Below are 12420 nucleotides of genomic sequence, written 5' to 3'. Positions count from 1 at the left end.
ATCATTATTCGGTGAATTACCCGGCTAGTGAGAGGACACGATGAACGGGGCTATTTTGACGGTTTCGATCATCTTGGTCGTACTCAGCGTTATTCTCACTGCGTTCATTCTTTTGCACAAAGGAAAGGGTGGCGGCCTATCCGACCTGTTCGGTGGTGGCATGACCACGGCGATGAGTGGCACCTCCGTTGCTGAGCGCAACCTAAACCGCATCACCGTTATCGTCGGTGTTGTTTGGTTGGCTTGCATCTTCACTCTGCTTTTCCTTTACAAAGCATCTGCCTAACTAACTAAACACTTCAAGGGGTACTAAAAGGTGTCTAGCGGAATAGCTATCCGAGGCAGCCGAATTGGTGGCAGTGCGTCTAGCGAATCTGAACGTGGCGACGCTGCTCCGAGGATGCGCATTTCTTACTACTGCGCGAACGGCCATGAGACCAAACCAGCATTCGCGGTGGGGGCGGACATCCCCGAGGAATGGGAATGCACCAAGTGTGGTCTGCCTGCCGGCAAGGATAAGCAGAACACTCCTGCTCGTCCGCACACGCAGGTCTACAAGAGCCACCTCGACTACGTTAAGGAACGCCGTAGCGCTGACGAGGCCAAGCAAATTTTAGGCGACGCTCTCAGTATGCTCCGCGCTCGTCGCGCAGCGGGCGAAGTTATCTACTAATTTCCTAGAGCTTGCATTCGTGGTAGGGCAGCCTGCTTGCCGCCCTTTGATCTATGAACCAGTGGGTCGCGTCTTGACCCGAAACCATCGAGGCAGGAACGTGTTTTCCCGTGATACCTTCTTCGACGGCCTCGGCTTTTGAGTAGCCGCTCGCAAGCACCCATACCTCGCTTGACTCGTTGATCGTCTTGAGCGTGCAGGTGATTCTTTCCTTGGGGTCGTTCGGCGCTTCGAGAACCCCGATCACTCTCGCGTTGTCTTCGCTTAACGCAGGATCGTCGGGGTAGAGGTCCGCTACATGTCCGTCTGGCGCCAGGTTGAGTAGACAGATGTCGAATTTCTGCTGGCCGAGCTCTTCCGCGTATGCGAGCGCTCCCTGCTGAGGATCGGCTGTAGAAGTCGGTGCGGGCATGGCGTGCGTCTGCGAGGGAACTATCGGCAGCGCGCCGGCTAAAAGCGATAAAGCCTGGGTCGAGTTTCTTCTGTGATCGCTGCTGGGCACATACCGCTCGCATGTCCACCAGAGCTCTAGCCTGCGGGCATCGAGATTCGTAGTCTTTGCTAGCTTTCCGAACGCCTTGTAAACCTGGTTGGCGCTATCGCCCCCGGAGAGCCCCAGATGAACCTTCTCCTTGGTGGCGAGTAGCTCGATGATCCTTTTGACTAGGTTGGCGGCGACGCTGCTGGTCAGTGTCTGCTCGTCGCTGTAACGGTGAACGCGGGGGTGAGTCACGATTTCCTTTCGGAAAGATACTTCATGATCTTGTCGAACATCGGGTCGCCGTTTAGCTCGACTAGTTCTTCGCCCATGAGGTCTTCAACGTCTCGCCTTGAAAGAGCAACAGGGCGATCCGGCTGGCCTGGTAGCTTGATGATGCCTTGGGTGCCGATCTTCCGCTCTAGAACCATATCTCCGGCGTCCGTGTGTAGCGTGACGGAGCCCATTCCTTCACCAGGTGAATCGATTCTCTCTACCTCGATATCGAGCATGAGGCTCAACCAGCCGGCAAGTAGCGCAGCAGGGGCTGAGTCGGCGGGTGCCACGATTTTGGCTCCGTTTGGTTTGCTCTTCGCCTGATCAACCATTGCGACGAGCAGCGCACGCCACTTGGTCAGACGAGTCCAAGACAGGTCGGTGGTCGAAGGTTCGAAAATGTCGATCAGTTTTTCTAACGCTGCAATCGAGCTTGCCTCGCCATTCGGGCTTGCCGAAGTATCCACGATTCGTCTTGTGGAAACCTGCGCCACCTGAGAATCGTCGAAGGAGTCCGGGAATTTATTCGGCCACCAGATGACAACTGGAAGTTGGGGCAGTAGCAAGGGAACAATCAGTGACCTTGAATGATAAGCGGCCTCCCCAGCCAGCCAGAGAGTAATCATCTCTCCTGGCAGGCCGTCACCGATGCGAATTTCTACATCGACGCCGGTCGATCCTTCGGGAACCTCGCTGGAATGGTCGCGGATGACCAGCAACACGCGCGATGGGTGAAGCTTGCCGGCCGCGAGCGCGTTAGCGCTAGCAGTGGGCGCATTCTCGGGGTTGCTGACAACCACGAGAGTCAAAACCTGGCCGCCGGCTGCTCCGCCTTCTAGGCGTGCGTGCGTCAGCCAATCGTTGATTTTTCGGGCGTCTACATTGTTTAGTCGAGTAAACATTCTTCTCCTTAGACGCTTACGGCCTGCGCCACTCGAAGCCGTCTCGAGCGAGCATATCGTAGCTGCACTGCGGGCCCCAGGTGCCCGCCTCGTACTGCTCCGGGCGCCCGTTATCTGACCAGAAGTCCAAGACCGGATCCAGAATCTTCCAAGACAGCTCAACCTCATTCTGCTGCGGGAACAGTGGCGGGTCGCCGAGTAAAACGTCCAGGATCAACCTCTCGTAAGCCTCCGGGCTACTTTCTGTGAAGGAACCCAGATATGAGAAGTCCATCCGGACGTTTCTAATGTCCATCGTGGAGCCCGGCACTTTCGCGCCGAAGTTCATGTCGATGCCCTCGTTGGGCTGAATCCTCATTACCAAGGCATTTTCGCCTAGATCTTTGATGTTCTCTTTGTCGAAGCCCAGGTGTGGGATCCGCTTAAAGTTGAGGGCAATCTCGGTTGTGCGTCGAGGCATTCGCTTCGCAGTGCGCAGATAGAAGGGCACTCCAGCCCAGCGTCTGTTGTCGATGTCCACTCGAATCGCCGCAAAGGTCTCGGTGATGGAGTTCGGGTCGATACCGTCTTCCTCGAGGAATCCTGAAACGGGCCGTCCACCCTGCCAGCCGGCAGCGTATTGTCCGTTAGCCGTGTGGGCCGCGAGGTCCTTCGGCACACTAGAAGCTTCTAGTACCTTCTCCTTCTCAAGCCGTAGATCCCTGGCGTTAAACGTATTGGGTTCTTCCATGGCGGTGAGCGCGAGAAGCTGGAATAGGTGGTTCTGGATGACGTCTCTTGCTGCGCCAACCCCGTCGTAGTAGCCGGCTCGACCACCGATTCCGATGTCCTCGGCCATGGTGATCTGAACGTGGCTGATGTAGCGGGAATCCCAGATCGGCTCGTACATGGCGTTAGCGAACCTGAACGCCATAAGGTTCTGGACTGTCTCTTTACCTAAGTAGTGGTCGATGCGGAAGACAGATTCTGTAGGAAACGCCGCGGAAACCACGTCGTTAAGTTCCTTAGCGCTGGCCAAATCGCGACCGAAGGGCTTCTCGATGATTGCCCGCTTCCACCCCTTCGACTGGTCAACCATGTCGTGCTGATTGAGCTGCGTGATGACGAGCTCGAAGAATTTCGGCGGAATGGACAGGTAGAAAGCGTGGTTGCCTCCAGTGCCGTGAGAAGCGTCGTAATCGTTGAGCGTCTGTTTCAAGTTGGCGAATGCCTGCTCGTCGTCGAAAGCCCCGGAAACGAATTCCAAACACGCCTCAAGCTGCTGCCAGACCTCTTCGCGGAACTTAGTACGAGAACCTTCGATCACGCAATCGCGAACGTACTTGGCGAAATCTTCTTTAGACCAATCCCTACGGGCAAAGCCCACCAGGCCAAAGCCGGGCGGTAGGGCGCCATGCTCGGCTAGATCGTAAATCGCGGGTAGCAATTTTTTTCGTGCTAGATCGCCCGTTACGCCGAACATAACGAGTACGCACGATCCTGCTACACGCGGCAGCCGCAGGTCGCTGTCGTCGCGAAGCGGGTTCAACCAGTTTTCGTTCACTCTTCAACCCTACGCGAATACTGACAAACCGATTTACAACGCCTAAAAAATGAAAACTGTTGGGCCGAATGGAATCGACCCAACAGTTAACCGATTGGAGATGCTTAAGCCTTTGCCAGAGCTTCCTTCACGCCATCAACGAGCTCGTACCAGCTGACGTTGAACTTCTCCACGCCCTCCTTCTCGAGAACGTCGAATACGTCGTTCAGGTCAATGCCGATCTTCTCGACGGCAGCCATCGTCTTTTCCGCCTCATCAAATGCCGGAGTGATGGTGTCGCCAGCAACCTTGCCGTGGTCTGCGAACGCGTCCATGGTGGCGCCTGGCATGGTGTTCACGCAGGGTTCTGCAATCAGCTCGGCAACGTACATGGTGTCGTCATACTCTGGGTTCTTGACGCCGGTGGATGCCCATAGCGGACGCTGCAGGTTTGCACCCTTGGCCTTGAGAGCCTTGAAGCGGTCGGAGGAGAAGACTTCCTTGTAAGCCTTGTAGGCGAGCTGTGCGTTAGCGATTGCAGCCTTGCCGCGCAGCGCGAGAGCATCTTCGGAACCGATTGCCTCCAGGCGCTTGTCGATCTCGGTGTCTACGCGAGAAACGAAGAACGAAGCAACGGAGTGAATCTTGGACAGGTCTTTGCCGGCTTCGAGTGCGTCTTCGAGGCCGGACAGGTATGCGTCCATTACCTCGCGGTAACGCTCGAGGCTGAAGATCAAGGTCACGTTCACGCTGATGCCGTTAGCAATGGTCTTACGGATCGCCGGCAGGCCAGCCTTCGTAGCCGGAATCTTGATGAGGACGTTTTCCTCGTCAACCATGTCGTGCAGAACCTTCGCTTGCTCGATGGTCGGCTCGGTCTCGTTCGCCAGCAGCGGGGATACCTCGATGGATACGCGACCGTCGTAGCCGTCAGTCTTGGAGTACAGGTCTGCAAAAATCTTGCAGGCGTCCTTAACGTCCATGCTCATAAGCTGACGAATGGTCTCGTCCAGGTCGGTGCCGGCCTCCTTGAGTTCGCGGAGCTTATCGCCGTAAACCGACATGTCCTTGAACGCCGCAGCGAAAATGGACGGGTTAGTGGTTACGCCGGTGACCGATTTCTCGTCGATGAGTTTTTTCAGGTCGCCGCTCTCGATGCGCTGACGAGACAGGTCGTCAAGCCAGATGGAAACGCCCGCATCGTGCAGTGCCTTAAGGTTGTCGCTCATTTCTCTCCTCATTGATGATGGTGGCATAGCTAAAAACAATGAACTTCGTCGTTTTTCTGGCGCGACCTAAGCCTCGCCTTACACGGCTAGCTTACTTGGCGGGCTGAAAGTAAGGAACGAACTGTAAAAATTTGCATAAATATGTTGTACGCTCTCCGCCAGCTGCACGAAATGTTCTGCGTTCTTGCTTCTGGGCTTTGCCACCGGACCCACATCCACCGGAGTTTCCTCGACGTCCAACGCTAGAACGAGAGGCAACATTGCCTCATCCAGATCAACATTGAAACTTTTAGCCATGGAGAACACTCTGTTGAAAAGCACCGACAAAAATGGTCGCTAGAAGAATCTTGCAGGTCAAAAGCTAGGGCCGGACGGTTTCATGCCGCCCGGCCCCATAGTTGCTAAATCGCTCAGATCCCTCGCTTAGCCTCGCGGCCTGGAACCGGAGGGACGACTAGCCCGTCTGCGGCTTGTTCGGTGACCACCACCTGGCCAGCAACATCTGCGGCGACCGAGCTTAGCTCCACACCCGTGCGCATCTGGTAGAAGGAGCGGTAGACGAAGACCATGGCGACGATCAGGAAGACCGCAGCCAGCACGTAGACGAGGATCGGACTGGCTGCCTTCACCGAAACCGCCAGCTCGACCGCTAGCAGGCCGAACAGAGTCGAGAATTTGATGATCGGGTTCAGCGACACCGAGCTGGTGTCCTTGAACGGGTCTCCGACCGTGTCGCCGACGACCACCGCCTCGTGCAGCGGCGTGCCCTTGGCGTTCAGGTCAACTTCGACGATCTTCTTGGCGTTGTCCCAGGCGCCGCCGCCGTTGGCCATGTAGATGGCCTGGAACAGGCCAAAGATGGCGATCGAAATCAGATAACCGATGAAGAACCATTCATCGACGAACGAGAAAGCCAGCGTCGCGAAGAAGACGCCCAGGAAGATGTTCAACATGCCCTTTTGGGCGTACCTAGTGCAGATCTCGACTACCTTCTTCGAGTCCTCCTCGCTGGCTCGCGTGACACCGTCCAACTTGATGTTGTTCTTGATGAACTCCACGGCCCTGTGCGCGCCTGTAGTCACCGCCTGCATGGACGCGCCGGAGAACCAGTAGATCACGCAGCCGCCGGTGATCAGGCCCAGCAGCAGCGCCGGGTTGATGAGCGATAGGTAGCTGCCCAGCGGCCCGAATGGATCCTGTTGCGTCAACGTCATGATGATCGAGAAGATCATCGTGGTTGCGCCCACAACCGCTGTGCCGATGAGCACGGGCTTCGCGGTCGCCTTGAAAGTGTTGCCTGCGCCGTCATTTTCCTCCAGATAGCGTTTGGCGTTTTCCCACTGCACCTCGAAACCGAAATCGCGCTTGATCTCTTCGTCGACTCCGTCGATTTCCTCAATCGTCGACAGCTCGTAGACACTCTGGGCATTGTCGGTTACTGGCCCGTAGGAGTCGACCGCGATCGTAACCGGACCCATGCCCAAGAATCCGAACGCGACTAGGCCGAACGCGAAGATCGAAGGGGCGATCATGAAATTTTCCATGCCGAGCGTGCTGACGATGAATGCCACCGACATCAAAAAGACGATCGCAAGCCCGATCCAGAAAGCCGAGAAATTACCCGCGACGATGCCCGAGAGGATGTTCAGGCTTGAACCGCCCTGGTGACTGGAGGCAACCACCTCCTTGACGTGCTTCGACTTCGTGGACGTGAAGATCTTGACCAGCTCGGGGATCAGCGCGCCCGCGAGCGTGCCGCAGCTGATGATCACCGAGAGTTTCCACCACATCCCGTTGCTCAGGTCGCTGACCATCGCGTAGGAGATCAGGAACGTAAAGACTATGCAGACGGAGCTGGTTAGCCACACCAGGTTGCTCAATGGCCGCTCGAAGTCCATCTCAGGGCTGTTCGCGTGCCGAGACTTGGTGAACATGTGGTTCACCGCGTAAGAGATCAGCGAGCCGATCAGCATGATTGTCCGAATCGTGAAGATCCACACCAGCAGTTGCACCTGCATTGAAGGGTCGTGAACGGCTAGCAGCACGAAAGTAATCAGCGCCACGCCTGTCACGCCGTACGTCTCGAAGCCGTCTGCGGACGGGCCGACAGAGTCTCCTGCGTTGTCTCCGGTACAGTCCGCGATCACGCCGGGGTTGCGGGCGTCATCCTCCTTGATGCCGAAGACGATCTTCATCAGGTCTGAACCGACGTCGGCGATTTTGGTGAAGATACCTCCTGCGATACGTAGCGCGGAGGCGCCCAGGGACTCGCCGATCGCGAAGCCGATGAAACAGACGCCGGCGATGTCGCCAGGCAGGAACAGCATGATGAAAAGCATCATGAAAAGCTCGACGCTGATCAGCACCATCCCGACGCTCATGCCCGCCGAAAGCGGGATCTCGTGGGTGGGGTAGGGCTTGCCGCGCAGCGCCGCGAAGCTGGTGCGCGAGTTGGCGAACGTGTTGACCCTGATACCGAACCAGGCGACGAAAGCCGAACCGAGCATTCCGATCAAGCTAAACAGCAGAATCGTCAGCACCCGCCATGTCTGGAAGCCGACCAAGAACTGATAGTAAATGAAGACGACCGCCGCGATGAAGACCCATAGCAGGCACAGAAACTTCATCTGTTGTACCAGGTAGGCCCGACAGGTCTGATAGATCAGTTCGGAAATCTCCAGCATTGACTTGTGCACAGGCAGCCGCTTAAGTCGCGAATAGTTATAGACGCCAAAGATCAACCCGCCGACACAGACTAGAAGACCGATCGTCAGTAGCGTGTGGCCGTTTATTGAATCCGAGAAGAACGAGACCGAGTCCAATCGCGGGAGTTTGAGATTAGCCTCACCTCCTCCGGAGATCTGGGAGCTGGGCTCGTCGGAAGAGCAGCTGGCAAGTAGGGGAAGCAGCAAAATAACGAGGCCGAAGAAACCTATCCGGCCTTGTGAACGTGATATCACTTTGTCTCCTTTGACAAGTATGCTCACCGATACGCTATCGCTTGGGGTTTGCGTGACTTCAAGGTGGGTCGGTTAGCGGAGCAGTCTGGACATTCATACCGGTAAAATACTTTTTGTCTACCCATTCGTGTCCCGACAGGCGTCATGAGCCTCAAGTTGCTGCTTAGGATTACCTGCCTTGTTTTAATCATTTCAAATAGACAACATTGTTATTGTGAAATACGTGGAAAGCATGCAGGAAAACGCTGATGCTGCTCTCACTGGTGCGTCCGACGACAGCTCCACCAGGCAGCGAGTTCTGGCCAGCTTGATGGAGGACGGGCCGCTCACCGCGGTGCAGCTCGCCGACGAATTAGATATGACGACGGCCGGCGTGCGTCGACATCTCACCTCCCTATATGAGGAAGGGCTAGTTGAACTGCGCGACCCGAAAAAGGCGAAGAGGGGACGAGGACGTCCCGCTCATTACTACGTCTTGAGTTCAGCGGGCAGAGCAATGTTCGGTCAGGCCTACGACGAGTTGGCTGTTTCCGCCATTGAAGAGATCGAATCCGCAGCAGGAAGCGAAGGAGTGCGTCGACTCACGGAGAAGAGAATGGCTCCGATCGAGGACGACTACATGAGTCTCCGCGCTGAAGACCCGGACAAGACAATTCCGCAGGCCCTTGCGGAGGCGCTCAACAATGCCGGCTACTTCGCATCTGAAGAGACCTTCGAGGGCGAGGCCGACATCTACCAAAACCATTGCCCAGTGGCCAAGGTTGCGGCAATTTACCCGCAGTTTTGCTCAGACGAAACCGAAATCTTGAGTCGGCTTGCCGGCCCGGGGCACGATATTAAGAGGGTCTCGACAATTGCCGCAGGTAGTCCACGATGCAGAATGCACATCGTCGGCGGGAATAGAACCGAATTCTTAACGTTGCCAAATAATGCTGATTTAAATATTGCGGAAGGTAATAGATGACGCAGACAGTTGAAGAGAAGCTTCGCGAACAGGCGCAAACCATTGATGATATTTCTGGCGCCTACCAGTTCGGGTGGCACGACTCGGACGCCGCTGGTGCTGCGGCGAAGCGAGGTCTTAGCGAAGAGGTCGTCCGAGGCATCTCTAAGGTGAAGAACGAGCCGCAGTGGATGCTGGAGCGCAGGCTTAAGGGCTTGGAACTTTTCGAGAAGAAGCCGATGCCGACTTGGGGCCCAGACCTAAGCGATATCGACTTCGATCAGATTAAATATTTCGTGCGCTCCACGGACCGTCAGGCCCAAGAGTGGGAAGATCTGCCTGACGACATTCGCGAGACCTATGACCGGCTCGGAATTCCCGAGGCCGAGAAGGCGCGTTTGGTTGCGGGCGTCGCGGCGCAGTACGAGTCTGAGGTCGTCTACAACAAGATCAACGACGAACTGGGCAAACAGGGAGTTATCTTCCTCGACACCGACACCGCGTTGAAGGAACACGAAGACCTGTTCAAAGAATACTTTGGAACCGTAGTTCCCGTTGGTGATAACAAGTTCGGTTCGCTCAACACCGCAGTTTGGTCCGGCGGCTCCTTCATCTACGTCCCCAAGGGCGTCCACGTGAAGATACCGCTGCAAGCATATTTCCGCATGAACACGGAAAATCTGGGTCAGTTCGAGCGCACGCTGATCATTGCTGACGAGGGTAGCTACGTTCACTACGTCGAGGGTTGCACTGCTCCGATTTATAAGAGCGACTCGCTGCACGCCGCGATCGTCGAAATCATCGTTAAGAAGGACGCGCGAGTTCGCTACACCACGGTCCAGAACTGGTCTAACAACGTACTAAACCTGGTTACGCAGCGCGCGACCGTTGAGGCTGGCGGCCAGATGGAGTGGGTCGATGGAAACATCGGCTCGAAGTTGAACATGAAGTACCCGGGCTGCTGGCTGCTGGGCGACCACGCAAAGGGTGAGGCTCTCTCCGTTGCGTTCGCTGGCGAGGGACAGCACCAGGACACCGGCGCGAAGATGGTTCACTGCGCCCCGAATACTTCCTCGAGCATCGTTTCCAAGTCGATCTCTCGCTCGGGCGGCCGCTCGAGCTACCGCGGTCTGGTCCGTGTCGAGCCGGGTGCTCTGCGCTCCGCCTCGAGCGTTCAGTGCGATGCGCTGCTGGTCGACGACATCTCTCGCACCGATACGTACCCATACGTGGACGTGCAGGAGGAAGACGCTTCGATGGCCCACGAAGCCACGGTCTCCAAGATCAGCGAAGACCAACTCTTCTACCTGATGCAACGTGGCCTGGACGAGGCAGAGGCGCGCGCCTTGATCGTGCGCGGATTCGTCGAGCCGATCGCCCGCGAGTTGCCCATGGAATATGCCCTGGAGCTCAACCGCTTGATCGCATTGCAGATGGAAGGCTCCGTAGGCTAAATCAAGTCCTCGGATTTAAGATTTTTAAGGAGATATGTTGACTAACACAGCTGCGCGTTTTGACGCGCTGCAACAGCCTAAGGTGAAGTCACATCTGCACCCGACCCCGTCGTGGCAGCCTAGCGACCACCCGGTGCCGAGCGGACGTGAAGAGGTCTGGCGGTTCACTCCGCTGGAGAAGATCGAACCGCTTTTCGACGATAAGGCTGAGTGCTTTACCGACTGGAAGTTCGAACTGCCAGAGGGCGTGACTAGCAAGTCCATTACCCAGGAAGAGGCGCAGGAGCGCAGCTTTGATGCGCCGGTGGACATTGTTGCGTCCGTTGCGGGTCACACGCCGAAGGCAACTCTCATCGAGATCGCTCCGGAGACTGTCATCTCGGAGCCCCTGATTCTTGACCTGAGCGGCGAGCGCGGTCGCATCAACACCCAGCTTTTCCTGGAGATCGGCCACCACGCCCAGGCCACCATCGTCCTTCGCCACACCGGTAAGGCGCAGTTGGCTGCGAAGATTGAGACCATCGTAGGCGATGGTGCGAAGGTTAACTTCGTCAGCCTGCAGGACTGGGATGAAGGCAGCCTGCACGGCGGGCAGGTCTCGACGCTCGTCGGTCGTGACGCTGAGGTGAAGCTGATCCAGGCTTCGATCGGTGGTTCGCTGATCAGGCAGGTCGAGCGCGCAATGTTCTCCGGCCCAGGCGGCAGGATCGAGCAGTTCGGGCTCTACTTCGTTGACGCAAACCGCAATGTTGAGCACCGCATCTTCATCGACCACAACGCACCCAATACCTACTCGCACGCGGACTACCGCGGCGCACTACAGGGCAAGGGCGCTCGCTCGGTCTGGATCGGCGACGTTCTGATTAGGTCTGCCGCTAAGAACATCGAGACCTACGAGACAAACCAGAACCTGGTGCTCACCGAGGGCTGCCAGGCTGACTCGGTGCCTAACCTCGAGATCGAGACCGGCGAGATTCTCGGTGCGGGTCACTCGAGCTCCACTGGCCGCTTCGACGAGGATCACCTCTTCTACCTGCGCAGCCGTGGTATTCCTGAAGACCAAGCTCGGCGTCTGATTGTGGAGGGATTCTTCCTAGACCTGATCCACCACATCGATATCCCCGAAATCGAGGATCGACTGGTAGAGGCGCTCAATCACGAGCTGCTCGCAGTCGAGGGCATTTCCGACAAACTCAACTAACTAATTAACGAAAGCACTGATAATGGCAAAACTTTCAATTAAGGACCTGGTTGCAGAGGTCGAAACCGAGAACGGCCCCAAGGAGATCCTTCACGGGGTAAACCTGGAGATCAAGGAAAACGAGATCCACGCCATCATGGGCCCCAACGGCTCTGGCAAATCCACCTTGGCTTATTCGATTGCTGGTCACCCGAAGTATCACATCACTGGTGGCTCCGTGACTCTGGACGGTGTTGACCTGACTGAGCTCAGCGTGGACGAGCGCGCCCGTGCCGGCCTGTTCCTGGCTATGCAGTACCCGGTCGAGGTGCCTGGCGTCTCCATGACCAACTTCCTTCGCACCGCTAAGACCGCACTCGACGGTCATGCTCCGAAGGTTCGTACTTGGCCGAAGGAAATCAAGTCTGCGCTTGAGAACGCCCAGCTGGATCCGGATTTCGCAAACCGTTCCATCAACCAAGGTTTCTCGGGCGGCGAGAAGAAGCGCGCTGAGATCGTTCAGCTGGAGCTGCTCGATCCTAAGGTCGCCATCCTCGACGAGATTGATTCTGGCCTCGATATTGACGGCATTCGTTCGGTCGCAGAGGGCGTTAAGCGCTTTGCGGATAGGGGAGAGCGTGGCGTCCTGTTGGTCACCCACTACACCCGAATCTTGAACTACGTTGAGCCGACTCACGTGCACGTCTTTGTCAACGGTCACGTCGTTGAAGAGGGCGGCAAGGAGCTTGCCGACATGCTTGAGAACGAGGGCTACGACAAATACCTGAAGGGCCAGGCTTAGA

12 protein-coding genes are annotated in these 12420 nt (G+C 56.7%); 6 read left to right on the top strand and 6 right to left on the bottom strand.

All coding sequences use genetic code 11. The features are described from left to right. Positions 1 to 40 precede the first annotated feature (40 nt). Together secG and HMPREF1255_RS03700 are read left to right on the top strand one after the other, a co-directional pair. Positions 41 to 286 carry a preprotein translocase subunit SecG gene (gene secG, locus HMPREF1255_RS03705; RefSeq protein WP_016455760.1) on the top strand — a complete coding sequence of 82 codons (246 nt, stop codon included), beginning with the start codon at positions 41 to 43 and terminating at the stop codon, positions 284 to 286. 30 nt (positions 287 to 316) lie between these two features. Beyond that, positions 317 to 673, top strand: coding sequence for an RNA polymerase-binding protein RbpA (locus tag HMPREF1255_RS03700; protein WP_016455761.1), 357 nt, complete (start codon positions 317 to 319; stop codon positions 671 to 673). 4 nt (positions 674 to 677) lie between these two features. Here the strand turns inward: HMPREF1255_RS03700 and pgl are convergent, their stop codons facing one another. The 6 genes from pgl to HMPREF1255_RS03670 form a co-directional block, all read right to left on the bottom strand. Then, on the bottom strand, positions 678 to 1406 hold the full coding sequence (gene pgl / locus HMPREF1255_RS03695) for a 6-phosphogluconolactonase (RefSeq protein ID WP_016455762.1): 729 nt from the start codon (positions 1404 to 1406) through the stop codon (positions 678 to 680). Beyond that, the gene (locus HMPREF1255_RS03690) at positions 1403 to 2329 is read right to left on the bottom strand and encodes a glucose-6-phosphate dehydrogenase assembly protein OpcA (protein WP_016455763.1); all 927 of its coding nucleotides are present in this window, start codon (positions 2327 to 2329) and stop codon (positions 1403 to 1405) included. Before HMPREF1255_RS03690 ends, pgl begins: the two co-directional genes overlap by 4 nt. A gap of 16 nt (positions 2330 to 2345) precedes the next feature. Then, a complete protein-coding gene (gene zwf, locus HMPREF1255_RS03685) occupies positions 2346 to 3872 on the bottom strand; it encodes a glucose-6-phosphate dehydrogenase (protein WP_016455764.1) in 1527 nt (508 codons plus the stop codon). A 104-nt stretch (positions 3873 to 3976) separates the two neighbouring features. Further along, positions 3977 to 5080 carry a transaldolase gene (gene tal / locus HMPREF1255_RS03680; RefSeq protein ID WP_016455765.1) on the bottom strand — a complete coding sequence of 368 codons (1104 nt, stop codon included), beginning with the start codon at positions 5078 to 5080 and terminating at the stop codon, positions 3977 to 3979. A 78-nt stretch (positions 5081 to 5158) separates the two neighbouring features. Further along, entirely contained in the window at positions 5159 to 5377 is a 219-nt protein-coding gene (locus HMPREF1255_RS03675; protein WP_016455766.1) for a hypothetical protein, read from the bottom strand. A 113-nt stretch (positions 5378 to 5490) separates the two neighbouring features. Beyond that, positions 5491 to 8040 carry a sodium-translocating pyrophosphatase gene (locus HMPREF1255_RS03670; protein WP_024110967.1) on the bottom strand — a complete coding sequence of 850 codons (2550 nt, stop codon included), beginning with the start codon at positions 8038 to 8040 and terminating at the stop codon, positions 5491 to 5493. 232 nt (positions 8041 to 8272) lie between these two features. On the opposite strand from HMPREF1255_RS03670, the gene HMPREF1255_RS03665 reads away from it, so the two are divergent. The 4 genes from HMPREF1255_RS03665 to sufC are packed head-to-tail and all read left to right on the top strand — an operon-like array spanning position 8273 to position 12419. Beyond that, positions 8273 to 9004: a metalloregulator ArsR/SmtB family transcription factor gene (locus tag HMPREF1255_RS03665; RefSeq protein WP_155948454.1), complete on the top strand. Its 732-nt coding sequence runs from the start codon at positions 8273 to 8275 to the stop codon at positions 9002 to 9004. Continuing rightward, positions 9001 to 10437, top strand: coding sequence for a Fe-S cluster assembly protein SufB (gene sufB / locus HMPREF1255_RS03660; RefSeq protein ID WP_024110749.1), 1437 nt, complete (start codon positions 9001 to 9003; stop codon positions 10435 to 10437). Before HMPREF1255_RS03665 ends, sufB begins: the two co-directional genes overlap by 4 nt. A 37-nt stretch (positions 10438 to 10474) precedes the next feature. Next, a complete protein-coding gene (locus tag HMPREF1255_RS03655; RefSeq protein WP_016455770.1) occupies positions 10475 to 11638 on the top strand; it encodes a SufD family Fe-S cluster assembly protein in 1164 nt (387 codons plus the stop codon). Positions 11639 to 11660: 22 nt separating this feature from the next. Next, positions 11661 to 12419: a Fe-S cluster assembly ATPase SufC gene (gene sufC / locus HMPREF1255_RS03650; protein ID WP_016455771.1), complete on the top strand. Its 759-nt coding sequence runs from the start codon at positions 11661 to 11663 to the stop codon at positions 12417 to 12419. The last annotated feature ends 1 nt before the right edge of the window (position 12420 follow it).

The sequence above is a fragment of the Propionimicrobium sp. BV2F7 genome, assembly GCF_000510445.1.
GTDB classification, from domain to species: Bacteria; Actinomycetota; Actinomycetes; order Propionibacteriales; family Propionibacteriaceae; genus Propionimicrobium; species Propionimicrobium lymphophilum.
Note: the sequence above shows the minus strand (reverse complement) of the source record. Positions and strands in the feature narration are given on the sequence as shown.